25 protein-coding genes are annotated in these 24,744 nt (G+C 61.6%); 16 read left to right on the forward strand and 9 right to left on the reverse strand.

Annotated features, from left to right (window positions below):
* Positions 1-75: 75 nt before the first annotated feature.
* Positions 76-684, reverse strand: a complete 609-nt coding sequence (locus BT179_RS11605; protein WP_072391095.1) for an FMN-dependent NADH-azoreductase — start codon at positions 682-684, stop codon at positions 76-78.
* Between the two features lie 128 nt (positions 685-812).
* Between BT179_RS11605 and BT179_RS11610 the strand changes: the two genes are divergently transcribed.
* Both BT179_RS11610 and BT179_RS11615 read left to right on the forward strand, forming a co-directional pair.
* Positions 813-1,721 (forward strand): LysR substrate-binding domain-containing protein, encoded by a 909-nt coding sequence (locus BT179_RS11610; RefSeq protein ID WP_072431113.1) that lies wholly within the window; start codon positions 813-815, stop codon positions 1,719-1,721.
* On the forward strand, positions 1,718-2,071 hold the full coding sequence (locus BT179_RS11615) for an MmcQ/YjbR family DNA-binding protein (RefSeq protein ID WP_072391089.1): 354 nt from the start codon (positions 1,718-1,720) through the stop codon (positions 2,069-2,071). Before BT179_RS11610 ends, BT179_RS11615 begins: the two co-directional genes overlap by 4 nt.
* Before the next feature lies 1 nt (position 2,072).
* Here BT179_RS11615 and BT179_RS11620 read toward each other — a convergent pair whose 3' ends face one another.
* Entirely contained in the window at positions 2,073-2,501 is a 429-nt protein-coding gene (locus BT179_RS11620) for a DUF1294 domain-containing protein (RefSeq protein ID WP_072431114.1), read from the reverse strand.
* A gap of 11 nt (positions 2,502-2,512) precedes the next feature.
* Positions 2,513-3,343 (reverse strand): undecaprenyl-diphosphate phosphatase, encoded by an 831-nt coding sequence (locus tag BT179_RS11625; protein ID WP_072431115.1) that lies wholly within the window; start codon positions 3,341-3,343, stop codon positions 2,513-2,515.
* Between the two features lie 239 nt (positions 3,344-3,582).
* On the opposite strand from BT179_RS11625, the gene BT179_RS11630 reads away from it, so the two are divergent.
* From BT179_RS11630 to BT179_RS11670, 9 genes are all read left to right on the forward strand, one after another.
* Positions 3,583-5,217 carry a methyl-accepting chemotaxis protein gene (locus BT179_RS11630; protein WP_072391079.1) on the forward strand — a complete coding sequence of 545 codons (1,635 nt, stop codon included), beginning with the start codon at positions 3,583-3,585 and terminating at the stop codon, positions 5,215-5,217.
* A gap of 175 nt (positions 5,218-5,392) precedes the next feature.
* Positions 5,393-5,956, forward strand: a complete 564-nt coding sequence (pnuC, locus tag BT179_RS11635; protein WP_072431116.1) for a nicotinamide riboside transporter PnuC — start codon at positions 5,393-5,395, stop codon at positions 5,954-5,956.
* Entirely contained in the window at positions 5,953-6,477 is a 525-nt protein-coding gene (locus BT179_RS11640) for an AAA family ATPase (protein ID WP_072391072.1), read from the forward strand. Before pnuC ends, BT179_RS11640 begins: the two co-directional genes overlap by 4 nt.
* Positions 6,478-6,843: 366 nt before the next feature.
* Entirely contained in the window at positions 6,844-7,290 is a 447-nt protein-coding gene (locus BT179_RS11645; RefSeq protein WP_072431117.1) for a hypothetical protein, read from the forward strand.
* 1 nt (position 7,291) lies between these two features.
* Positions 7,292-7,870 carry an adhesin gene (locus tag BT179_RS11650; RefSeq protein WP_072431118.1) on the forward strand — a complete coding sequence of 193 codons (579 nt, stop codon included), beginning with the start codon at positions 7,292-7,294 and terminating at the stop codon, positions 7,868-7,870.
* Positions 7,871-7,933: 63 nt separating this feature from the next.
* The gene (locus tag BT179_RS11655; protein WP_072431119.1) at positions 7,934-8,914 is read left to right on the forward strand and encodes a heme utilization protein; all 981 of its coding nucleotides are present in this window, start codon (positions 7,934-7,936) and stop codon (positions 8,912-8,914) included.
* 66 nt (positions 8,915-8,980) lie between these two features.
* Positions 8,981-9,661, forward strand: a complete 681-nt coding sequence (locus tag BT179_RS11660) for a C39 family peptidase (RefSeq protein WP_072431120.1) — start codon at positions 8,981-8,983, stop codon at positions 9,659-9,661.
* Between the two features lie 59 nt (positions 9,662-9,720).
* Entirely contained in the window at positions 9,721-10,467 is a 747-nt protein-coding gene (locus BT179_RS11665; RefSeq protein ID WP_072391976.1) for a hypothetical protein, read from the forward strand.
* A 45-nt stretch (positions 10,468-10,512) separates the two neighbouring features.
* On the forward strand, positions 10,513-11,796 hold the full coding sequence (locus BT179_RS11670; RefSeq protein ID WP_072391056.1) for a hypothetical protein: 1,284 nt from the start codon (positions 10,513-10,515) through the stop codon (positions 11,794-11,796).
* Between the two features lie 121 nt (positions 11,797-11,917).
* On the opposite strand, the gene BT179_RS11675 is transcribed toward BT179_RS11670, so the two are convergent.
* A complete protein-coding gene (locus BT179_RS11675; protein ID WP_072391053.1) occupies positions 11,918-13,243 on the reverse strand; it encodes a sigma-54 dependent transcriptional regulator in 1,326 nt (441 codons plus the stop codon).
* Positions 13,244-13,584: 341 nt separating this feature from the next.
* Here BT179_RS11675 and BT179_RS11680 point away from each other — a divergent pair, with 341 nt between their 5' ends.
* The 3 genes from BT179_RS11680 (at position 13,585) to nhaB (ending at position 17,002) form a co-directional block, all read left to right on the forward strand.
* On the forward strand, positions 13,585-13,851 hold the full coding sequence (locus BT179_RS11680) for a hypothetical protein (RefSeq protein ID WP_072391050.1): 267 nt from the start codon (positions 13,585-13,587) through the stop codon (positions 13,849-13,851).
* A 276-nt stretch (positions 13,852-14,127) separates the two neighbouring features.
* Complete coding sequence (locus BT179_RS11685) at positions 14,128-15,417, forward strand: delta-60 repeat domain-containing protein (RefSeq protein WP_072431121.1); 1,290 nt, start codon at positions 14,128-14,130, stop codon at positions 15,415-15,417.
* A gap of 82 nt (positions 15,418-15,499) precedes the next feature.
* Positions 15,500-17,002, forward strand: a complete 1,503-nt coding sequence (gene nhaB / locus BT179_RS11690; protein WP_072391045.1) for a sodium/proton antiporter NhaB — start codon at positions 15,500-15,502, stop codon at positions 17,000-17,002.
* A gap of 178 nt (positions 17,003-17,180) precedes the next feature.
* On the opposite strand, the gene BT179_RS11695 is transcribed toward nhaB, so the two are convergent.
* From BT179_RS11695 to gnd, 3 genes are read right to left on the reverse strand one after another with little or no spacing between them, the layout of a single operon-like run.
* Positions 17,181-18,002: a Cof-type HAD-IIB family hydrolase gene (locus BT179_RS11695; RefSeq protein WP_072391042.1), complete on the reverse strand. Its 822-nt coding sequence runs from the start codon at positions 18,000-18,002 to the stop codon at positions 17,181-17,183.
* Positions 17,999-19,519, reverse strand: coding sequence for a glucose-6-phosphate dehydrogenase (gene zwf, locus BT179_RS11700; protein ID WP_072431122.1), 1,521 nt, complete (start codon positions 19,517-19,519; stop codon positions 17,999-18,001). Before zwf ends, BT179_RS11695 begins: the two co-directional genes overlap by 4 nt.
* On the reverse strand, positions 19,516-20,520 hold the full coding sequence (gene gnd / locus BT179_RS11705; RefSeq protein ID WP_256327894.1) for a phosphogluconate dehydrogenase (NAD(+)-dependent, decarboxylating): 1,005 nt from the start codon (positions 20,518-20,520) through the stop codon (positions 19,516-19,518). Before gnd ends, zwf begins: the two co-directional genes overlap by 4 nt.
* A 249-nt stretch (positions 20,521-20,769) precedes the next feature.
* Here gnd and BT179_RS26745 point away from each other — a divergent pair, with 249 nt between their 5' ends.
* Together BT179_RS26745 and BT179_RS11710 are read left to right on the forward strand one after the other, a co-directional pair.
* Positions 20,770-20,943 (forward strand): DUF6026 family protein, encoded by a 174-nt coding sequence (locus BT179_RS26745; protein WP_165887561.1) that lies wholly within the window; start codon positions 20,770-20,772, stop codon positions 20,941-20,943.
* 278 nt (positions 20,944-21,221) lie between these two features.
* Positions 21,222-22,961, forward strand: a complete 1,740-nt coding sequence (locus tag BT179_RS11710) for a phosphoethanolamine transferase CptA (protein ID WP_072431123.1) — start codon at positions 21,222-21,224, stop codon at positions 22,959-22,961.
* A 26-nt stretch (positions 22,962-22,987) separates the two neighbouring features.
* On the opposite strand, the gene BT179_RS11715 is transcribed toward BT179_RS11710, so the two are convergent.
* Complete coding sequence (locus BT179_RS11715; RefSeq protein WP_072391028.1) at positions 22,988-23,482, reverse strand: GNAT family N-acetyltransferase; 495 nt, start codon at positions 23,480-23,482, stop codon at positions 22,988-22,990.
* A gap of 54 nt (positions 23,483-23,536) precedes the next feature.
* The gene (gene zapE / locus BT179_RS11720) at positions 23,537-24,658 is read right to left on the reverse strand and encodes a cell division protein ZapE (RefSeq protein WP_072431124.1); all 1,122 of its coding nucleotides are present in this window, start codon (positions 24,656-24,658) and stop codon (positions 23,537-23,539) included.
* Positions 24,659-24,744 lie beyond the last annotated feature (86 nt).

Raw genomic sequence — 24,744 nt, forward strand, 5'->3', positions numbered from 1 at the left:
GATGTATCGCCCGGCATCGCTGCTGGATGACACACCGCTATCGCGGGCGGGCCGCTCCCGGAGGATTCAACAGCGTTATGCGGCGGCGAACTGCTCGCCGATCTGCAGCTTGGCTTCGCCCATGGCCTTGGTGCGCATGTCATCACCGTAAGCCAGGCCTTCGGCCCGGACGATCTCAATGTCGGTGATGCCGAGGAAACCGAACAGCAGTTTCAGATACGCTTCATGACCCACGCCGCTTGGCTGGCCGGCATGCAGGCCGCCGGCAGTGGATACGATGACCAGTTTCTTGTTGCCGCACAGGCCTTGCGGACCGGCTTCGGTGTAGCGGAAGGTCTGGCCAGCGACGGCGATACGGTCGATCCAGGCCTTCAATTGGGTCGGGATGGTGAAGTTGTACATCGGCGCAGCCACTACCAGTGCATCCGCCGCCAGGAATTCGGCCAGGGTGGCGGCGCTGAGCTGCGCCTCATGCTGCAGGGCGGCGTCGCGCAGTTCGGCGCTGGTACCGGCCGCCACCAGCGTCTGGGCGGAGAAGTGGCTGATGGCGTCGGCGGCCAGGTCGCGATAGGTCACCTCCACGTCCGGCTCGGCGGCTTTCCAGGCCTGGACCACTTCGCGGCTCAGCTGGCGAGAAGCGGAGTTGTCTCCGAGGATGCTCGAATCGATGTGCAGAAGTTTCATGAAGTGCTCTCCAAGTGGAATCGCTACCGAGGCGATCGATTGGTGACAATCCTACCGATGAAACCAATGGCCGATTAGCCAGCATTGATGCGATAGTTCGTTCCACTGACAGGACAATCGGGCTTTACATGCAAGACCTCAACGATCTGTACTATTTCGCCAAAGTCGTCGAAGCCGGTGGTTTCGCCGCCGCCGGACGGGCACTGGGCATTCCCAAGTCACGGTTGTCCCGGCGCATCGCCGAGCTGGAAGAACGCCTCGGTGCCCGCCTGCTTCAACGCACCACCCGGCAGTTGAAGCTGACCGCCGTGGGGGAACGCTACCTGCGCCATTGCCAGGCCATGCTGCTGGAGGCCGAAATGGCCGATGAAGCCGTGGCAAGCATGTCCAGCGCACCGCGAGGCAGGCTGAGGGTTTCGAGCCCGGTGGGGCTGGCCCACGAGATGCTGCCCGGCGTGGTGGCCGACTTCCTGGAGAAATTCCCCCAGGTGCAGCTGGAAATGATCCTGCTCAACCGTCGCGTGGACCTGGTGAGCGAAGGCATCGACGTGGCGCTGCGGGTGCGCGACCTGGGGGACGAGGACCCGCTGCTGATGACCCGGCGCCTGCGCCAGGCACGATTGATCATGGTGGCCAGCGCCGCCTTCGTCGAAGGGCACCGGATCGAGACCCCGGAAGACCTCAGGCAACTGCCCGTGCTGGGTGCCCTGGAAGCCGACCGCCTGGTGCACCTGCGCTTGCTCGATGCCGATGGGGAAAGTGTCGACCTGGCCCTGGAAGCGCGCCTGGGCATCGACGATTTCATCGTCCGTCGCGCCTGCGCCCTGGCCGGCCTGGGCTTTACCCTACTGCCCAGCATGTATTGCGAACAGGAGTTGAGGGACGGCACACTGGTGGAACTATTGCCAGGCTGGTCGCTGCCCGATGGCTGGCTGCAGGCCGTCTACCCCCACCGACGCGGGCTGCTGCCGGCGGTGCGGGCTTGGATCGACCATCTGGTGGAAGCCTTTGCCCGTTGTGGAGACAGGACGCTATGAGTTTGAGCGAAGAGGACGTCGCCCGCTTCTGCCTGGGCCTGCCCGGCGCCAGGGAAGATTACAAATGGGGCGGCGTGCGGGTGTTCTCCATCGCCGGGAACAAGATGTTCGCCTTGCAGGGATTGCGCGGTGACTCCCTGGCGTTCAAGGTCGACAAGGACCTGTTCCTGGGCCATTGCGATCGACCGGGCATCCACCCGGCCCCCTATCTGGCCCGGGCCCAGTGGATCATCATGCAGACGCCCTACCCGCTGGGCGCCGAAGAACTGCGGGGCCTGCTGCAACGCTCCCATCAACTGGTGGTCAGCAAGCTGCCCAAGCGCACCCAGGTCGGCTTGCTGTTGCCCTGATTCAGAACAGCGCCAGCAGATGGCCGCCCAGGAACAACTGATCGATCCAGAACACCTGATGCAGCACCACGATGAACCAGAACACCACCTGGAACGATACCTTGCGGGTCTTGTGGCGGAACATTTGCTGGGCGAGCAATGCCCCGGGCCAGCCGCCCGCCAGTTCCATGGCGTGCAGGACGTTCTCCGGGGTGCGCCAGGCCTCGGTGCGGGCCTTGCGCTTGTCATTCCAGTAGAGCAGAAACGTCATCAGGCTGACGGCCCCGTAGGCCGCCAGCGGCAGCCACGACGCCTCTTGCAGCCAAAGCAGCAAGGAACCCAGCAGTGGCAAGGCGCACAACAGCGCAAACACGATCCACTTGAGCCGCAGGTTCTGCACGCCACCCGCCGCCTGACGCGTAGCAGGCTTGCGCAGGCCCGGACCGTTCATGGCCGGCCCTTTCATGGCTGGACTGTCGCCCAATCCACCCAGCCGAATTGCCAGGTCGCCAGGATCAACAGGCCGAACGCGATCCGGTACCAGGCAAACACCGCGTAACTGTGGCTGGCAATGAACCGCAGCAGCCCCCTGACCGCGATCATGGCGAAGATGAAGGCCGTGATGAAACCGATGGCGAAGACCGGAAAATCCGCCGGAACGAAGAGCTCGCGATACTTGTAGCCCGAGTAGACCGCCGCGCCGACCATGGTCGGCATCGCCAGGAAGAACGAGAACTCTGTCGCGGTCTTGCGCGACAAGCCGAACAGCAAGCCGCCGATGATGGTCGAAGCCGAGCGCGAGGTGCCGGGAATCATGGCCAGGCACTGGGCAAGTCCGACCTTCAGCGCGTCTTTCCAGGAAATATCGTCAACGGTTTCGGCGTGTACTTCATGCTGGCGCCGCTCGGCCCAGAGCATCACCAAACCGCCCAGCACCAGCGCAGTGGCCACCGTGATCGGGTTGAACAGATAGTGGTGGATCAGGTCGGCGAACAGCACGCCCAGCACCACCGCGGGCAGGAAGGCGATCAGCAGGTTCGCGGTGAACCGTCGGGCAGAGGGTTGGGTGGGCAGGCCCAGTACCACGTTGAAGATCTTGCGTCGGAACTCCCAGACCACCGCCAGGATCGCCCCCAGCTGGATGATGATATTGAACGCCATGGATCGTTCGCCACCAAACTGCAGCAAGTCGGCTACCACGATCTGGTGCCCCGTGCTGGAAATCGGCAAAAACTCCGTCAAGCCCTCTACAACGCCAAGAATCAGTGCCTGTAAGGCGGTCCACAAATCCATTCATCCCCCAAAAAAGACCTGGTATGCGCAGGCCTCATCGATATTCAAGTGTCAAGCCAGTGCAAAAGCAGCGGGAGCACGATAACGGCGACCGTTCAAAAAAAACCAATGAAAGATCGACGCCAGGCTCAGGTTTTTCGCCGCGAGGCCGAAATCCTATCAGACAAGCCCTGATAACGCCGCCGCGTTATGGCCCAAGCGCCGCGGACGACAAGAACAAGAAACCGGAGTGACAGCGTATGAATAGTTTGCGCAGTGTATCGATCAGTCGACGCTTGTGGCTCATCCTGGGCGTGGCCATCGTGATGATGTTCATGTTGGGCGCCTTGATGCTCAAACAGATCCACACCGACCTCCATCAGGCAAAGGTGCAGAAAACCCAGCATGTGGTCCAGACCGCCAGTGGCGTGCTGAACTACTACCATGGCCTGGAAACGGCCGGCACGCTGACCCGGGAGGCCGCGCAGAAGCAGGCGCTCAATGCCGTGCGGGGCCTGCGCTATGACCAGAACGACTATTTCTGGATCAACGACCTGACCCCGGTCATGCTCATGCACCCCACCAACCCCAAGCTCGAAGGCCAGAATCTCTCGGCGATCCGCGATCCGAACGGGTTCGCGCTGTTCAACGAAATGGTGTCCATCGCCAAGACCAAGGGCGCCGGCATGGTGAACTACCTGTGGCCGAAACCGGGCGCGGAGGCACCGGTGGGCAAGACTTCCTACGTCACCCTGTTCCAGCCCTGGGGCTGGATCATCGGTTCGGGCGTGTACGTGGATGACGTACAGGCCGAATTCCTCGCCCAATTGATCAAGGCTTCGGTGATCGGCCTAGTGATCGCGCTGATCATGGGCCTGCTGTTGGCGCTGATCGTGCGCAGCATCGTGCGGCCGTTGCAGGAGACAGTCCACGCCATGGCGAATATCGCCAGCGGCGAAAGCGACCTGACCCGGACCCTGGACACCCACGGGCAGGACGAAGTCACCCAGCTGGCCCGGCACTTCAACGCCTTCACCGCCAAGCTGCGGCAGGTGGTGAGCCAATTGCAGGCCTCCGCCGGTGCCCTGGGGCAATCGTCCAATGAACTGGGCAACGACGCCGCACAAGCCCAGGAACGCAGCCAACAGCAATCGCAACAGATGGAACTGGTCGCCACGGCGATCAACGAAGTGACCTACGGCGTGCAGGACGTGGCCAAGAACGCCGAACATGCCGCCAGCGAAATGCGCGACGCCGAATCCCAGGCCCAGCAGGGCCAGGTCAACATCGACGGCAGCCTGCAGCAGATCGACCGTCTCTCCCAGACCATTGACCAGGCCGTGGAAGTGATTCGCACCCTGGCGAGCGAAAGCACCCAGATCGGCAGCGTGCTGGAGGTGATTCGCTCCATTGCCGAACAGACCAACCTGCTGGCCCTCAACGCCGCGATCGAGGCCGCTCGCGCCGGGGAACAGGGTCGTGGCTTCGCGGTAGTGGCCGATGAAGTGCGGTTGCTGGCCCAGCGCACGCAAAAGTCCACGGCGGAAATCCAGTCAATGATCGAGCGCCTGCAGAGCCATTCCGAAGCCGCGGTGAAAGTCATCAGCGACAGCAGCCGTGCCTCGCAACTGACCATCGAACAGGCCGGCCTGGCCGGCGCCAGTCTCAACGCCATCGGCCAGGCCCTGCGCAACCTCAACAGCCTCAACGCCTCCATCGCCAGTGCCACCCTGCAACAGGCCCACGTGGTAGAGGACATCAACCAGAACGTGACCCAGGCCGCCGGCCTGTCCCACAGCACCGCCCTGGCGGCGGAACAGTCGAGCCTGGCCAGCGCCCGGCTCAGGGAACTGAGCGAACAATTGAACGGACTGCTCAAACAGTTCCGCGTCTGACGACCACCAGGGCGGGACAACCGCCCGTCCTGGACCTGTGTGGGAGCCAACCTGCTCCCACACAGGTTCTATGCAGTTTCCCCGGAATCGATGCTGGCCCCCACGGATGGAGGTTGGAGCTATCCCCTGCATACCGTTTACAATCCCCGCCCCTTCCACTCCCTGAGGAACCGCCATGTCCGGGCTCGAACTGTTTGCCGCAGTCCTCGGCGTGATCGCTGTCTGGCTGACCGTCAAGCAGAACCCCTGGTGCTGGCCGATCGGCCTGGTCATGGTGTTGCTGTACACCTGGATCTTCTTCGGTGTGAAGCTGTACTCCGATATGTTGCTGCAAGTGGTCTACGCCGTGCTGCAACTTTACGGCTGGTGGCAATGGACGCGTGCCGGGCAGCATCATGACGGCCGGCAGGTGACACGCCTGGGAGGGCCTTCGGTGATGCTCGGGCTGGCCATGGGCGCAGCCGCAAGCCTGATGCTCGGCGCGGCAATGGCGCACTGGACGGACGCGGCGCAACCCTGGCTCGATGCGGCGCTCACCGGCTTCAGTCTGGTGGCTCAATGGTGGATGGCGCAGAAACGCGTACAATGCTGGCCGTTGTGGATCGTCCTGGACGTGATCTTCGTGGGCCTGTTCATCTACAAGGGCTTGTACCTCACCGCCGGGCTTTATGCCCTGTTCACCCTGCTGGCCGTGCAAGGCTGGCGGGAGTGGCGTGCCGACCCGGCCTTGCGCGCATGAAGGTGGTGGTGCTGACCGGCCCGGAGTCCGCCGGCAAAAGCTGGTTGGCCAAGCAACTGCAGGAACAGTTCGGCGGCTTGCGGGTGGATGAATACGTTCGCCACTTCATGGAACGACACCGGCGCGATACCTGTCTGGCGGACATCCCTGATATCGCCGCCGGACAACTGGCCTGGGAAGACGCGGCACGCGTCCGGCAACCGACCCTGCTGATCCTCGACACCCATCTGTTGAGCAACATCCTCTGGAGCCAGACGCTGTTCGGCGATTGTCCGCACTGGCTCGAACCCGCCCTGCTGGCGCGCCACTACGACCTGCACTTGCTGCTGAGCCCCGAGCAGGTCGACTGGACCGGTGACGGCCTGCGCTGCCAACCCGACCTGAAGGAACGCATGGCGTTCTTCGAAGCCATCGAGCAGTGGCTGGTCCGTCACCACCGTCCTTACCAGGTGATCGAAGGTGACTGGACGCAACGTCGGGACCAGGTCTTCGCTGCCGTGGCTCGACTACTGCGTACCTGAACGCCGGATTGTCCCTGAACCCGCGCCACCCTTTACAACCGGGCCTATTCCCATCGTTGTGTTTCATCGATGCAACACCTGCCTGGCGCCAAACACGGATCCAAGGCTGTTTCATCATTTTGCCATCGCGACTGTCAATTTTTCGGACACTGCCGCCAGACACTGGATCCAGAGCCAGCAGACCGCCTGCCGCCCGTCGGGCTCTGCCGGCCTTGTCTCAGCAATGAAACAGGTTGCGTAGGCGGCCCTCTCAGCTCGCCAACAAGCCATTGAATACAAAGGTTTTTCAGAAACCGGCACAACTACTGCTCTGCCCCCTTCGCAGCGCTGGACCAAGGCCAGCCCACCGAAGAAGGAATCGATGCCGTGGGGACTTTCAAGAGACGCTTGACCTGCCTGTTGCTGATCGGCTGCGCCACCAGCGCAACCCTCAGCCTGCCGGTACAAGCCGAAGAAAATGGCGTCATTGTGCTCGACCGTGACGTGCAGCCCATCCACATAGGTCGCAACGGCGGCAAAGACCCCTACCCGACCACTGTCAACGCCAACCCCTCCGATCGAATCCATCAGGCTACGACCAGTACCGAATTGAGCGACGGCGACTTCGCCAGCGTCGCCAGCGGCTCGTCGATCCGCAACACGGTCAATACCAATACCGGCGTGCAGGGCCTGAACGTCGTGACCAACCCCAATGGCATGCCCGGCATGAGTGCCGGCCACGGGGGCGGTAGCGGTGGTGCGATTTCCGGCACCATCAACCGCTCGCTGAGTTCCGGCCTGGCCCCGCTGGGTCGATTGGCGGGAGGACAGTGACATGAAGCCGGCCCTGTTGCTGCTCGCCCTGCTCGGCCCTTGCGCCGCGTTCGCCGATCCGGGTGCAGCGCTGGTCAGCCATGCCAACCTGCAGGACTCCGGCGGCCGCTACACCGGCAACCTCAACGTCAACCAGGCGGCCGGCGACCAGACCCAGCAGACCAACACCCGGGCCATCGCCATCGGCACCGGGGCACAGGCGACCACCCGCGTTCACCAGCGGCTGGATACACCGGCCAATGCGTCCATGAGCGCCACCGCCCGCATCGGCGGTCATTCATTCACCAACGGCAACGGAGTACTGGGCGTCAACCAGTCCGCCGGTGCCAACAACCAGATGGCCAATGTCATGCGGGTGGGCATCAGTGCCCAACCGCAGGGCATGGACGACAGCGCGCTTTCTCAGCAGAACGTGGCGTTGTCATCGAACTCAGGAGCAACTGGCGCCCCAACCGGAAGCCGCCAGGTCGTCACCAGCGACCAGGCATTCACCGGCAGCCGTGGGGTCATCCAGGTGAACCAGAGCGCCGGGGTGGGAAACCGCATGGCTAACACCCTGAGCATACGGGTCGCTGACTGACCCGGAATAAAAACAAGAAACAAAAAACTGACACTTCACCGACGACAAGCAAGGAGAAACACCATGAAACCTGCAATGGCACTCAAACCATTGGTTTTCGCTCTCGCCGCTGTCATGGCAATGGCCGCACAGGCCGGCGGAAACGGTAATGGCAACGGCAACGGCAACGGCCATGGTCACCATGGCCCTCAAGGGCCGACGCTGGATCAACTGCTGTCCATCAACGCCGGAGCTGGGGCTACGGTGATGGACGAGCAGAACAGCGACGGCAACGTGGTGACCAACCAGGCCACCCGAAACACCGCGCAAGCCACTGACTCACTCAATGGCAGCAACGGCAACATGGGCGCCAACATCGCCGCTGGCGACGGCAACCAGCAGGACAATGCCGCCGCCCTGGCCACCGCCGACGAAAGCTTCATCTTCGGTTCGGCGGTGGCCGCCTCCAGCGCCACGCAAACCAATAACAACAACTACGTCAAGAACAACTCGACCCATAACACCGCCTCGCTCACCAATGCAGGCAACAATGGCTCCGGCAACATCGGCATCAACGTTACTGCCGGCAACTTCAACCAACAGAAAAACAACCTGGCCATCGCTGTATCAGGAGGTCGCATCGCAGAAGCGTCCGCCTCGGCTGATCAGTCCTCCACCGGCCTGCAGGTCGACAACAAAGGTGTGCGCACCTACAAGACCGATACCCTCACCAGCACCTACTCCGCTTCCGGCACCTTCAAGGCCAAGGGCACCGGTACCGCCGAAGACGATCATGGTGGCTGGGACAACAGGGGCGGCTACGGCGGCGGCCACGATGACGACAAGTTCAAGTTCTCCGCCGTGGGTACTTTCGAACTGGCCGGCAGCAACACTCAGCAAGTGCTGACCCGCGATGGCTGGAAAACCCCAGTGATCAATAACGCCACCATGAGCAATTCCATGAACGGCTTCTCCGGCAACGGCGGGGCCAACGTGTCGGCAGGCGTGGGTAACCAGCAAAGCAACTCGCTGTCCATCGCTGCCGGCTGCAAGGCCTGCATGTAGTCGCGCATGAAACGAAGCCCCGGCAACGGGGCTTCTGTTCCAGGATTTCCATAAGGCGTATCCATCATGCGCGCGATTGCCCTTTCCCTGCTGCTGTGCATGGCCTTCATGGCCGAGGCTGCGCAGATCCCCGTGGCCGCCTTGCCGGGCGGCATGCTGGTCTACAAGCCGGTGCAAAGCCTGCGCGAGCGCAAGTTCCGCGACATCGTCGAGCAGAAGACCGACTTCAGTTGCGGTGCCGCCGCCCTCGCCACGGTGCTGCGCCAGGCCTATTGGCTCGATGTCGATGAGGAGCACGTCATCAAGGGCATGCTGGTCAATGCCGACCAGGACCTGGTTCGCACCCAGGGCTTTTCCATGCTCGACATGAAGCGCTACGTGGAAAGCATCGGCATGCGCGCCCGGGGTTACCGGATACCCGCGCAAAAGCTCGAAGCCGTGACGATCCCCGTGGTGGTCCTGATGGAGATACGTGGCTACAAGCACTTCGTGGTGCTGCAGCGTGCCGACAAGCAATGGGTCTACATCGGCGATCCGGTGCTGGGGCACAAGCGCTACGCCCATGACGATTTCGTCAAAGGCTGGAACGGCATCGTCTTTGCCATCGTCGGTCCCGGCTATGACAAGGCCAATGCGCTGCGCAGCCCTCCGCAACCTTTGACGGCACGCAACAAGCTGGACGGGTTCAACCCGGTCAAGGATGCGGAACTGATGGATTTCGGCTTCATACAGAGCGACTTCTTTTAATCGCCGACCACTTGCCAACAAATAAGTACAAAAGGAGCAGGATGCTCCGGGAGCAGTACATGAAAACTTCATACTGGCTGTCGCTTGCCTGCCTGGTCGCGACGGTCTCGGGCTACGCCCATGGCGGATTCAAACCCATCGAAGTCAAGGACCAGGAGCTTTCCGAGCTGCGTGGTCGTTATGTCATGCCCGGGCGAGTCATCAGCTTCGGCATCGTCATGAGCAGTACCTGGCGCAACGCCAGCGGTGATCTGATCGGCGCCACCAGCTCCATGCAGATCCAGGCCGCAACCGTCAAACCCGAGTTCTACGTCTCCACCATCAAGCAGGCCGGCAACGGCCACACTGCCGAACAAGGCAACGGCACTATCTCCGGCGGTGCGGGCCTGGGCACGGGCCAGGGCGTGACTCAGAGCGTACGCGCCGCGGGCGACGGCAACACGGCCTACAACACTGTCAGCATCAACGTGAAGGAAAGCAGCCAGGCTCCTGCCTTGACGCCATCCCAGGGCCAACTGCTGAGCAGCGGCCAGACCATCACCGGCAGCAACGCCGCCGGCAGTGTCGCGGTCAAGGCCACCGGCAGCGGCGTGCAGATGGCGATCCAGGCGAGCCACAACCAGGGCAGCACCCTGCAACAGGTAGCCCAGGGCGGCTTGCTGCAGAACACCCGCCTGCTGGGCAACAGCAACCTGGTCAACAACATGACGCAGCTCAACGTGGTGCTGAACAACAACGGCCCGAGCGCCGGGACACTGGACTGCAACCTGACCCAGTTGCGCGGCCTTCGCAACCTTGGCTATTGAACGGCGCTGCTTGCGACCACTGGGCTTATAGGGATGGCATACCTCATGTATCGATCCGTATCGTTGCGCGCTGTGATGTGTTTGAGCACGCTGTTGCCTGCCCCTCTGCTGCAAGCGGCACAGGATGCGGAAATCGAAGCCCTGAAACAGGAACTGCTGGAGCTCAGGCAACGCTATGAGGTCCAGCAGAAGGCCCTGGCGGTCCTCGAACAGCGGGTTCGCCAGGTGGAAGACCAACCCGCCGCCCCGCCGCCCAAGCGCCTGGTCAAGTCACCGGCCGACATGAAAGGCAATCAGACTGTTGCCGGAAGCGGCACGACTGCCAGCGGTGGCAGTGGCTACGGACAATCCCTCGCCGCAGACTCCCAGCCCGCCCAGAGCGTCTCCAACCTCTACGACGAAGCCAGCGGCTTCTTTGGCGGTGGCAAGTTCAGCTTCGAGACCGGCGTGACCTATTCGCGTTATGACACACGGCAACTGATCCTCAACGGTTTCCTGGCCCTGGATTCGATTTTCCTGGGCAACATCAACCTGGACCGGATCAAGGCCGACACCTGGACACTGGACCTGACCGGTCGCTACAACTTCGACAACCGCTGGCAGTTCGACCTGAACGTACCGGTGATCTATCGCGAATCCACCTACCAGTCCGGCGGCGCCAACCAGGGCGCGGCCGGGGTGACCAGCGAAGAAACCGTCACCCGCGACCCGACCATCGGCGACGTCAATTTCGGCATTGCCTACAAGTTCATGGACGAGTCCATCGATACCCCCGATGCGGTGGTGACCCTGCGCGTCAAGGCGCCCACCGGCAAGGATCCGTTCGGCATCAAGCTGCGCCAATCCCAGGCCAACACCAATCTGTTCGTGCCCGAGGACCTGCCCACCGGCAATGGCGTCTGGTCGATCACCCCCGGGATCTCCCTGGTCAAGACCTTCGATCCGGCCGTGCTCTTCGGCAGCCTGTCCTATACCCATAACTTCGAGGAGTCGTTCGACGACATCAGCTCCACCGTCAACCAGGAAGTACCTGGCAAAGTGCGCATCGGTGACAGCTTCCAGATCGGCGCGGGCATCGCCTTCGCCTTGAACGAAAAGATGAGCATGTCGTTCTCGGTGTCCGACCTGATCCAGAAGAACAGCAAGCTCAAGCAGGACGGCGGGGATTGGGAGTCGGTGGTCTCCAGCGACGCCAACGCAGGCTATTTCAATATCGGCATGACCGTGGCCGCCTCCGATAACCTGACCATCGTGCCCAACCTGTCCATCGGGCTGACCGACGACGCACCGGATTTCTCCTTCAGTCTGAAATTCCCGTATTACTTCTAAGGCGTACGAAAAGTCGCCGAGCGACGCTCAGGCAATACAAGATAGACGAGCAATGCCCTTGTGGGAGCGAGGCGGCTGCATCATCCGCGGCCGCCCCCGCTGCCACAATTACTTTCAGGGCCTAGCGGATCTGATGCTTGTGCAGCAGGCGGTAGAACGTCGGGCGAGACACGCCCAACACCCGGGCCGCCACGCTCAGGTTATCGCTGTGCCGGTTGAGGACATCGCTCAGTGCCTGGCGCTCGGCGCGAGTCTTGTAGTCTTCGAGGGTGCCCATCGGTGCCACGACGCCCTGGTGGCTGGCCAGGCCCAGGTCCCGGGCTTCGATCTGCCGCCCCTCGGCCAATACCAGCCCGCGACGAACACGATTGGCCAGTTCCCGGATGTTGCCCGGCCAGTCATGCATGCCCATCGCCACCAGCGCGTCCTCGCTGAAGCTGCGCGGCCGGCGGCCGGTTTCCTGGCTGTAGAGATGGGAGAAGTGACTGGCCAGCATCGATAAGTCGCCGTGGCGCTCACGCAAGGGCGCCATCACCACTTGCAGCACGTTCAGGCGGTAGTACAGGTCTTCGCGAAACCGCTTGTGCTCGATGGCCGCCTCAAGATCCACATGGGTGGCGGCCAGTACCCGCACGTCCACGGGGATGGGCTGGCTGCCGCCGACCCGTTCGATGTGTTTCTCCTGCAGGAAACGCAGCAGGTTGGCCTGCAGTTCCAGGGGCAGGTCACCAATTTCATCCAGGAACAATGTCCCGCCGTGGGCGGCTTCGATGCGCCCGATCTTGCGCTGATGAGCGCCGGTGAAGGCCCCTTTCTCATGGCCGAACAGTTCCGACTGGATCAGATGCTCGGGAATGGCCCCGCAATTGATGGCAATGAACGGCTTGTTGCGCCGCTGGGACTGGGAATGCAGGGTGCGCGCCACCAGCTCCTTGCCGGTGCCGCTCTCACCGCGAATCAATACAGGCGATTCGGTGGGCGCCAGTTTGTGCAACAACTTGCGCAGCTCGCGAATGGGTTTGCTGTCGCCCAGCAGCTCATGTTCGGGCTGGTCAACGTGGACAGAACCCTGCCCCCGCAGCCGCGCCATGCCAAACGCTCGACCCAGCGTCACCTGGACCCGGGATACGTCGAAAGGCAAGGTATGGAAATCGAAGAACCATTCGCAGACGAAATCCCCCACGTTCTTGAGGTGCAGCACTTCCTGGTTGAGTACCGCGATCCATTCGGCGCCGCTGCGGCTGATCAGCTCCTTGACCGCCTCCGGGCGCTCCAGGTGAAAGGGCTGCAGCCGCAAGAGGCCGACATCGCAGGAGCGATCGCCTGCATGCTCGAGGGAGCAACTGTCCACTTCCCAACCAATGCCGCGTAACCCCGGCAGCAGGCGATGACAATCATCGCAGGGATCAACCACGAGCAGACGACGCAACGTACTGGCTTCGATCATGACTGATCCTTGGCGCCAAAAATAAGAAAAATGAGTAGAAACAGGCGTTTGGCGAACCTGCATGTAACAGTAGCAAGAAGTTGACACCCCCTTGTATCAATTAATTATTGATTGGGCATTAAAGCGGTTATAAGCGAGCGTTTCGTTAGTTGCCACTTGCCGGAATCTTTCACGAGGCTTTCAAACAAAAGCCTTTTTGCCCTGTCTGAAAGAAAATCGAAATTTATTCAAGGAATGTGTGACCTGATCCCGGGTTCGGGACATCAGTACAAGTAACCCGCCGCACGGTACGCCCAACCGACGGCACATCATTTGATTGGGCACTTTTAAGAGAAAACGCCATGAACGCCCCGCTCCGTATCAACGAAGCTCTTTTGATTGCCGACCGCGCATTTAAGCCTTTCCAATGCGTGGCCTGGGCCCCACAAGACGGTAACGGCGAACTGAGCCTGACCGTCGTCGACCGCACCAATACCCATATTGGACGCACCCAGATCCCCAGCAGTGCCTATACCGATCCAGCCCAACTGGCCGACCTGTTGAAACAGGCACGCGCCGAACTGAGCCAGGAAGGTTACAAACTGCAATCCTGGTCCATGCCTGAATAACTGGCTGTCAGGCTCTGTACGAAAACTCTTGAGACGAATGCCAGGCGAGGCTGTTTTCAACGCAGCATGAACGAGTACCAAGGCGTTTTATACAGAGCCTGAAGGCTGTTTATTGAAAGCAGGCTTTGCACTGGGTCAAAAAGCCATTGTTCTGGCACAAGACGCTTCTATATCTGTAGAAGTTGACAGTTGTACGCCATCACTTTCAGGGATTGAATGTTGCCCTCATGCAGTCATCGCCCCTCCGGGCCGGTCGACGCGCAAGGAGAGGCATGCATGCTCAATCACTTCGCCCCTGGACTGCCGAAGACGGTAGCCCACGCCGGACAGTTGGACTCAGGCTTTGCCAATGGCGGCAAGGTGTCGGTTCAGTTCCGTGACAGCACGTCGAGCCTGACCACGGGAATGGCCGTCGACCGCCACGGACGCATCCTGGTGGCAGCCAAGGTCGAGACCGCCCAAGGCAGCCGTTTCGGGCTTGCCCGCCTCAACCATGACGGTTCGCCGGACAAGGGGTTCGGTACCCTGGGCTGCGTCATCGGCGCTTTCGAGCAGGGCTTTGAAGCGACGGCGGGCAAAGTCATCGTGTTGCCCGACGCAAGCATCCTGTTATCGGGTCTTCACTACGAAAGCGCCGACCGCACCCTGCCCGCCCTGGCGTTGTTCGACCAGCAAGGCCGCGCGGTGCCAGGCTTCGGCCACGCCGGGCGAACAATCATCCGGCTTTGCGGCAATCTTTCCCAGGGCCTGCGCGATCCCTGGCTGCCTCCCGGCGTACCAGGCCTTGAAGCCTGCGACATGCGCGTGCAGGCCGATGGCCGGATCCTGTTGTTGGCCAACCATCATTTTCAGTTGTCCGATCATGTCGGCATCCTGATCCGCCTGCTGCCGGACGGCAGCCTGGACAGCACATTCAACAGCGGCGGCTTCGTGATGGTCCGGCGCCTGTTGAAAAACACCTGGCTGAGCTGCCTCGCACTCCAGGCCGACGGCAATATCCTCGCAGGCGGTGCCATCGACCTGCCCCAACAAGGCCTGATGGCCCGCTATGACCCCAGCGGCAGACTCGATGACAGCTTCGGCGACAACGGTTTCCTGTCCATCACGACCCAGGAGCGCAGCGTGATGATCAGCCAGATCGTCCAGCATGAAAACGGCGACCTGCAGGCGTTCGGCAGCAGCCGTGACCCGATGCAGTGCCTGTCACTCAAGGTACGCCCGGACGGCCAAGCGGACCTCCAGTTCAACCAGGGACAATGCCGGCTTCTACAGATCGGGCGCAGCGCGAGCCAATGGACCGCCGCGCAGCTTCAATCGGACGGGAAGCTGGTGACCGCCGGCGCCACCATCGGCGGCATCGAGGCTGACTTCGTTCTGGCCCGGCATCTGCCGGACGGCTGCCTCGACCCGTTTTTCGGCCAAGGCAGAGGCTGGACTCGCACCCGACTCGGCTACAGCCTGGATACCGCCACCTCCCTGGCATTGCAGGCAGATGACAAAATCCTGGTGGGCGGCTATTCCCTTCATGGCAACTACAGGGCAGTCGTGGCGCGGTATTGGGCCTGAGTCGCAACAGTATCTTTTCCTACGCTTGATATTCCGCATTGCTTACGGCAACTTGCGCGCTTCTAAATAAAAGGAGCAGCCGATGTCCGGTTCAATGGCTGAAGCTTTCGCGCATAACTTTCTTGGGCATTCGCCTCGCTGGTACAAAGCGTGCATCGTCGCCTTCCTGATCCTCAATGCCCTGGCGCTGTGGACCCTCGGGCCGGTCGTTGCCGGCTGGATGCTGGTGCTGGAGTTCATCTTCACCCTGGCCATGGCGCTCAAATGCTATCCCTTGATGCCTGGCGGCCTGCTGTTGATCGAGGCCCTGGTCCTGGGCATGACTACGCCCAAGGCCCTGTACGACGAGTTGACCCATAACTTTCCGGTGATCCTGCTGCTGATGTTCATGGTGGCCGGGATCTATTTCATGAAGGACCTGCTGCTGTTCCTGTTCTCTCGCCTGCTCCTTGGCGTGCGCTCGAAGGCACTGCTGGCCTTGATGTTCTGCTTTCTCTCGGCGTTCCTGTCGGCATTTCTCGACGCACTGACCGTCACCGCGGTGATCATCAGCGCCGCGGTGGGCTTCTATTCGGTGTACCACCGCGTGGCATCGGGCAACGACCCGCGCCAGGACAGCAGCATCGATGAAGACCATGACCTGCCTTCGCTGCACCATGGAGACCTGGAGCAATTCCGGGCGTTCCTGCGCAGTTTGCTGATGCATGGCGCCGTGGGCACCGCCCTGGGGGGCGTATGCACGCTGGTGGGCGAGCCGCAGAACCTGCTGATCGGCCATGAAATGGGTTGGCACTTCGCGGAGTTCTTCCTGAAGGTCGCCCCTGTATCGCTGCCAGTGCTGGCAGCCGGACTGGTCACTTGCGTGGCATTGGAGAAACTGCGCTGGTTCGGCTACGGCACGCTGCTGCCAGACAATGTACGAGCCGTGCTGGCCGATTACGCCGCCCAGGACAACCACGAGCGCACCTCACGCCAACGCGCAGCCCTGGTCGTGCAGGGTATCGCCGCGTTGATCCTGATCGTGGCCCTGGCCCTGCACATTGCCGAAGTCGGCCTGATCGGCCTGATGGTCATCGTACTGATCACCGCGTTCACGGGGATCACCGACGAACATCGACTCGGCAACGCATTCAAGGATGCCATGCCGTTCACCTCCTTGTTGGTGGTGTTCTTCGCGGTGGTGGCGGTGATTCATGACCAGCAATTGTTCACGCCGCTGATCCAGTGGGTACTGGCCCTGCCCGCCGACCAGCAGCCAGGGATGCTGTTCATCGCCAACGGCCTGCTGTCCGCCATCAGTGACAACGTGTTCGTGGCGACCATCTATATCACCGAGGTGAAACAGGCCTTCGTTTCCGGTCACATGAGCCGCGAGCAGTTCGAGACCCTGGCCGTGGCCATCAATACTGGCACCAACCTGCCCAGCGTCGCGACTCCCAACGGCCAGGCCGCGTTCCTGTTCCTGCTGACTTCATCGATTGCACCGCTGATTCGCCTGTCCTATGGCCGGATGGTCTGGATGGCGGTGCCTTATACCGTGGTGATGGGCGGCCTGGGCTGGTTTGCGGTGACCTACTGGCTGTGAGGCCTGGCGATGGCCCTGCCAACGGTCTGCACGTTGGCAGTCACTTTCGCGGGCAAGCCTGCTCCCACGGGAGAATCCGCTGATCCGGATTGCCGACTCATCGGGTTCGTGCGGGAGCGGCATTGCCCACGAAGACGGCGACCGGGCCGATATCAAGGCAAGCCTCCCCCTCGTGGCTTCACCGGGGCAGGATGAATCGCTCGATCGCCAATGCCGCGCCATCCTCGGTCACGGCGGCGGTAATCACGTCCGCTTGGCGCTTGATCGTCTCGTCCGCCTGGCCCATGGCAATGGACAGGCCCGCGCGATGAAACATCGCCGGGTCGTTACCGCCGTCCCCCATGGCCGCCGTCTGCTCCAGCGGCACGCCCAGGAACGTCGCCAGCGTGGACAACGCCTCCCCCTTGTTCGCCTTCATCGCCGTGACGTCCAGATAGATGGGTTGCGAACGCGACACCTGGGCCTGGCCCTTGAGCAGCGGATGCAAACGGGCTTCCAGCTCAATCAGTAGATCGGTGTTGGCGCTGGTGGCGACGATCTTGTCGATGCGCTCCAGGTAGGGCTCGAAACTCTCCACTTCCACGGGTGGATAACCCAGGCCACGGGTCTCTATCGGCACCATCGGACCGTTGGCGTCACGCACCAGCCAGTCACCGTCGGCAAACACCCAGACTTCGATGCCGGGTTGGTCGGCATACAGCGCCAGGGTGGTCAGCGCCGCCTCGGGGGGCAGGTAATGCACGGCAAGGAAACTGCCGTCGGGATGAACCAGGGTGCCGCCGTTGAACGCAGCGGTGGGCAGGTCGACACCCAAGGCCTCGATCTGTTGCAGCATGGCCCGCGGCGGTCGCCCCGTGGCGAGGCTGAACAACACACCTGCTTCACGTAGCGCGCGCACCGCCTGGATGGTGCGTTGATTGAGGCTGTGATCGGGCAGCAGCAGCGTGCCATCCATGTCGCTGAGCAAAAACCGGATGGGCTGTTTCAACGACTCGCTCATCCGAGGCCATGCCAGACACGACCGTCGCGTGTCAGCAGGTCGTTGGCAGCGGCCGGGCCGTCTTCCCCGGCCTGGTAGGGCTGCACCGTCGCGTCCTGCTGCCAGGCATCCAGGAACGGCTGCACCGCGCGCCAGCCGTTCTCGATATTGTCGGCCCGCTGGAACAAGGTCTGATCCCCCGTCAGGCAATCGTAGATCAGGGTTTCATAACCCGTTGATGGCTGCATTTCGAAAAAATCCTTGTAGGCAAAGCCCAATTCTATGTTGGCCATGTCGAGGGCCGGCCCCGGCCGCTTGGCCAGCAGGTCGAACCACATGCCTTCGTTGGGCTGGATCTGGATTCTCAGGTAAGTGGGTTGCAATTCATCGACTTCGGTGTCGCGAAACTGTGCATAGGGCGCCGGCTTGAAGCAGATGACGATTTCCGTATCCCGCACGCTCATGCGCTTGCCGGTGCGCAGGTAAAAAGGCACCCCGACCCAACGCCAGTTGTCGATCATGACCTTGAGGGCCACATAGGTCTCGGTGCTGCTGTCGGCGGCGACGTTGGCTTCCTGGCGATAGCCGCTCACCGGATTGCCGGCGATTTCGCCGGCGGTGTACTGGCCTCGTACCGAGTTGGCGCGGGCCTGTTCCACCGACCAGGGCCGGATCGCCCCCACCACCTTGGCCTTTTCGCCACGTACCGCATCGGCACCGAAGGCGGCCGGCGGCTCCATGGCCACCATCGCCAGCAGTTGGAAAAGGTGGTTGGGCACCATGTCCCGCAGGGCACCGGTGCGCTCATAGAAACTGCCACGGGTTTGCACACCGACGGTTTCAGCGGCGGTGATCTGCACGTGGTCGATGTAATGGTTGTTCCAGAACGCTTCGAACAGGCTGTTGGAGAAACGGCTGACCAGGATGTTCTGCACCGTCTCCTTGCCCAGGTAATGATCGATCCGATAAATCTGTTTCTCGCTCATCACCTTGAGCAGGCAGGCATTGAGGGCTTCGGCGGTCTGCAGATCGGAACCGAACGGCTTTTCGATCACCACGCGCCGGAAGCCATCCTCCTGCTCCTGCAGCAGTCCGGCCGCACCGAGGCGACGGACCACTTCACTGAAGAAACGCGGCGCGGTCGCCAGGTAGAAGACCGCATTGCCAGTACCGCTGGCAGCGATTTTCGCTTCCAGCGCCACATAGGTACTGTCATCGAGGAAGTCACCCTGCACGTAGCTGATGTTCCTGGCCAGCCTGGCCCACAGCTGCGGATTAAGTGCCCGGGCGGCATCGCCGCCCTTGCTTGCCGCTTCGTTGCGGATGAAGTCCTCGAGTTTCCTGGCGAAGTCCACATCACTGATAGCGTTGTGGTCAACACCGACAATCCGCAGTCCATCCCCCAGCAGCCCATCCCGACAGAGATGGTAAAGCGCTGGCATCAGCAGGCGCTTGACCAGATCACCATGGGCACCGAACAGGAACAACGTGGTCGGTGGTGCGGGCTCCGCCTTGGATTTCCTGCCGATCGAGGTCATTTTTTTGGTGTCTCCACATGGCCGCCGAAGCCGAAGCGCATGGCCGACAGCATCTTGTCGCCATAGGTGCTCTGCTGGCGGGAACGGAAACGGGCGAACAGCGAGCTGGACAACACCGGAACCGGCACTGCCTGCTCGATCGCGGCCTCGATGGTCCAGCGGCCTTCCCCGCTGTCGGCCACTTCACCGGAAAAACCGTCCAGCTTCGGATCGCTGGCCAGGGCATCGGCCGTCAGGTCCAGCAACCAGGACGAAACCACGCTGCCACGCCGCCAGACTTCGGCGATATCGGCCAGGTTCAGATCGAAACGCTGCTCCGGCGGCAGGCTTTCGCTGGATTTGGTCTTGAGGATATCGAAGCCTTCGGCGAACGCCTGCATCATCCCGTATTCGATGCCGTTATGGATCATCTTCACGAAATGCCCGGAACCGGCCGGGCCCGCATGGATGTAGCCACGCTCGGCGCGGTCATCGTCGGACTTGCGGTCACGGGTGCGCGGAATATCGCCCATGCCAGGCGCCAGGCTGTCGAACAGCGGGTCCAGGCGCGCCACCACTTCGGCGTCGCCGCCGATCATCATGCAATAGCCACGCTCCAGCCCCCATACGCCCCCGGAGGTGCCGACGTCGATGTAGCTCAAGCCCTTTTCCGACAAGGCCTGGGCGCGACGGATGTCGTCCTTGTAATACGTATTGCCGCCGTCAATGACCACGTCGCCTGGCTCGAGCAGCTCGCTCAACGCGTTGATGGTGTCTTCGGTGGGTGCGCCGGCCGGCAGCATGACCCAGACCGCCCGTGGCGCCTGCAGGCCGGCCACCAGGGCCGCCAGGTCCGCGACGCCTGTGGCGCCTTCCTGGACCAGGTTTTCGACAAAAGCGCTGTTGCGATCATAGACAACGGTGGTATGCCCGTTGAGCATCAGGCGCCGCGCAATATTGCCGCCCATGCGGCCCAGTCCAATGATCCCGAGTTGCATGTGCTGATGCTCCCTACTACAAATAAAGGTATGTCAAAGGTTTAGCTCACGACTATGAGGAGGTTAGTCCAGAGCATTGCTGCATAGTTTCCGGTTAATTCGTGCAATCACAAGGGATAACGCTCCAAATCCGGTCGAAGACACGGCGACCATGAAAAATAAAAAAGTTCCATTCACGAGCAAAAGAAATCAGAATCGGCGCCGATAGTAGAGGTGTCGACCAAAAACTGGCGACATCTCTATAGTTGATGTACGCCATTTGCGAGGTGAGCAATGGACCCAGTCGTTACCGCACGTCCCCCACAGACCCTTTATGTGACCATTCGTCGCGATGAATTACGCCTGCTCAAAGAAGAGCGTGATCTGCTGCTCGATGAAGTGACCCAGTTGCGCCTGCAGCTGCAACACGCACAGCTGGCCCACCAGGGTCAGGCGCTGGCTCGCTAGACCTGCTCCAGTCGGAAGTGACGCTGAACATACCAGTGTCACTTCCATGAACCCTGGGCATCCCCACAGGAAAATCGGCTCGGTTCGAAGCATTCGCGCCCCCCTATCCCCTCGCGGTCTCCCTTCGCGACACCACGCCCCTGCGTCCCGTAGACAAAAAACTCACGAAGTTTTCACACCCTCATCGCAATACTCCGCGCCTTTGAAGAGGGTCGGTGCACGCCCGCGGATGCCGGATCGGCCCCTGCGGCAGCGCCGACAAAAGGCTGGAGAGCTTGATGAGTGTGTTCAAACGCAGCAAAACGACTGCGAAAGGTTTCGATTGGGCCGGACTTGGCTGGCTGTTCCTGTTCTTCTGGTATTTTTCGGGCATTACCCAACTGCTTATCCTGGTGACCGACACCTCCGGCTTCACCGGGTTTCGCCAGGCGCTGATCATGAGCGCCGTGTGGCTGGCGCCCATGCTGCTGTTCCCGGCCCGGACCCGCCTGCTCGCCGCCTTGATCGGCGTGGTGCTGTGGGCGTGTTCCATGGCAAGCCTGGGCTATTTCTTCATCTACCAGCAGGAATTCTCCCAGAGCGTCATTTTCATCATGTTCGAATCGAACGTGTCTGAAGCCGGTGAATACCTGACCCAATATTTTGCCTGGTGGATGGTGCCGACCTTCCTGGCCCATACAGCGGTCAGCTATTGGCTATGGACGCGCCTGCGCCCGGTGTACCTGCCGCGGGGCCGGGCCATGATGGCCGCCGCCGCGATCATGGTGGCCGTGGTGGGTTACCCATTGGTCAAGCAAACCTTGCGTACCGGCACCCTGGCCGGGGGCCTGGAGAAATTCGAAGACCGCATCGAGCCCGCCGTGCCCTGGCAGATGCTGGTGGCATACCGTCGTTACGGTGAACAACTGACCAATATGCAGGGCATGCTGCACAGCGCCAGCAAGATCGAGCCACTGCGCAACCTCAAGGACGCCATGGCGACCCAGCCGGCGACCCTGGTATTGGTGATCGGCGAATCCACCAACCGTCAGCGCATGAGCCTCTACGGCTACCAGCGGGAAACCACGCCGGAACTGGACAAGCTCAAGGACCAGCTGGCGGTGTTCGACAACGTGATCACTCCACGTCCGTACACCATCGAAGCGCTGCAACAGGTCCTGACCTTTGCCGATGAGCAGCATCCGGACCTTTACCTGAGCACACCCTCGCTGGTCAGCATGATGAAACAGGCGGGCTACAAGACGTTCTGGATCACCAACCAGCAGACCATGACCAAGCGCAACACCATGCTCACGACCTTTTCCCAGCAGGCCGACGAGCAGGTCTACCTGAACAACAATCGCAACCAGAACGCCGCGCAATACGATGGCGACGTGATCGCGCCGTTCAACAAGGCCCTGGCCGATGCCGCGCCGCGCAAGCTGATCGTGGTGCATCTGCTTGGCACCCACATGAGCTATCAGTACCGGTACCCGCCGACCTTCAACAAGTTCACCGACCGCCAGGGCGTACCGGCAGGGGTGCGCGACGATCAGGTCCCCACCTATAACAGCTACGATAACGCGGTGTTGTACAACGACTTCGTGGTCTCCAGCCTGATCAAGGATTACGCCCGGACCGACCCCAACGGCTTTTTGCTATACCTGTCGGACCACGGTGAGGATGTATTCGACTCGGCGGGGCACGACACCCTGGGACGCAACGAAGGCAAGCCCACCGCGCCGATGTACACCATTCCGTTCATGGCCTGGGCCTCGCCAAAATGGCGCGAAAGCCATGACTGGAACTTTGCCGGCGACCTGTCACGGCCCTACAGCAGTTCTCAGCTGATCCATACCTGGGCAGACCTGGCAGGCCTGAGTTTCGACGAGCTGGATCGCAGCAGGAGCCTGGTCAGCGATGACTTCAAGGCCCGGCCCCTGTTGATCGGCAATCCCTATCAACGCCAACACAAGGCGCTGATCGACTTCAGCCTGATGCAACCCAGGAAACCGGAGCCCCGGCTCGTGCAGAAATAACCCAGGCCCGGGCGCGGGCCAGGGTTCTACAAAGACTTGGTCCAGAACAGCATCCGGCCATGGGCCGGGTCGAACATGCCGGCGGCGAAACCGAATTTGCCATAGCTGGCCTGGGCCACGGCGTTGCCTTCAAGCACCTCCAGGGTCATCTTGCAGCAGCCGCGCTGGCGGGCGATGTCTTCGACCTTCTGCAGCATCTTCTGGCTCAGGCCCAATCCGCGAAAGGCCTGCATCACCGCCACATCATGGATATTCACCAGGGGACGGCAGGCAAAGGTGGAAAAACCTTCGAAGCAGTTGACCAGCCCCGCCGGCTCGCCATTGACGAATGCCAGCACGCTGAACGCATGGGGGCGCTTGGCCAGTTCTTCCGGCAGGTGCAACAGCACTTCGGCCGGCAGGGGCCGACCGCCCCCCATCGGGTCTTGCGCATAGCCGTTGAGCACATGACAGATCGCCTCGGCGTGAACCGGGTTGGTGTAGCTGGCTTGCAATACAAGGATGTCCCTGGCTTCTTCCATGACCTTCCATCTCTCTTTGAATGCCGATCGCCCTTGGCTATCGGCGGATACAGGTCAGGCTGGCTGACCGAAACGTTGCAACTGCATTTCCTGGAGGCGACTGAGGGTACGGCGAAATGGAAATTGCAGATAGCCCTCGGTGTACAACCGCTCCATCGGCACCCAGGCCGAAAGATACAGCGGTACCTTGCGGTCGTAGCATTCGTCGATCAGGGCGATGAAGCGGCGCACACCATCGTCGTGAATCGACAACTGCGGCAGTTCCCTGTCCCCCGCCTCGACCCGCTCGACGCCGTCTTCCGTACCACGGGCAATGCGGCCCTCGCGCTGCTCGGCGCTCAGGCTGGGCACATCGCTGAGCAGAATGACGCTGAAGCGGTCGCAAAGCGCCATGAAATCCAAGGCTGAAAAAGGCTGCTCGCACAGGTCCGCGTAGCGGGTCCAGAGCACTGTCTCGCTGGCCTGGACCGGCTCAAGCAGGCGATGGCCCACTTCTATCGGTCCGTCACGCAGCGCTTGCCCCGCAGTCAATTGAGCGAAGACTGCGGCCAACGGGTCAGGCCGAGCGCGTTCCCGTAGCCAGTAGCGCTGTTGCAGCGCACCCGGATGCTGGCGGTGGTCTTGCCATCCATTCACCGGCACGATCTGCATATGTTCCTTGATCGCGCTGATGGTGGGCAGGAAACGCTCGCGGTTGTGGCCGTTGGCGTAAAGCTCTTCGGGAGGCAGGTTGGACGTGCTCACGATCACCATGCCCCGCTCGAACATCACCTGGAAGAGCCGGCCGAGGATAATGGCATCGCCGATATCGGTGACGAACAGTTCGTCGAAACACAGCACCCGCACTTCGGCGCTCAGCTCCCGGGCCAGGGCCTGCAAGGGATCCGGCGTGCCGGTGAGCTGGAATGAACGCTGGTGTACCCAGGCCATGAAATGATGAAAGTGCTGGCGGCGCGCGGGGACCTTGAGACTTTCGTAGAAACGATCCATCAACCAGGTCTTGCCGCGCCCCACCGGTCCCCAGAGATAAACCCCCTTCACGGGCTTGCGCCCCTCATGCAATGCCCGGTGGCATTGCTCCAGGGCCATGATGGCGAGCTCCTGGGCCTCGTCCTGGACGAAGCCATGGTGTTGGATGGCGTGCTGCCAGGCGATCAAGGGTGAGTCGAAAATCATACGGCCCGGGTCCGGAAAGCGAAGTCGCCGAGTATGCCATGAACCGGCACTTCGCCGTGTGACGGGAGGTCTCCCTCGCCGTCACT

The organism is Pseudomonas sp. NFACC43 (assembly GCF_900119645.1).
Taxonomy (GTDB): Bacteria; Pseudomonadota; Gammaproteobacteria; order Pseudomonadales; family Pseudomonadaceae; genus Aquipseudomonas.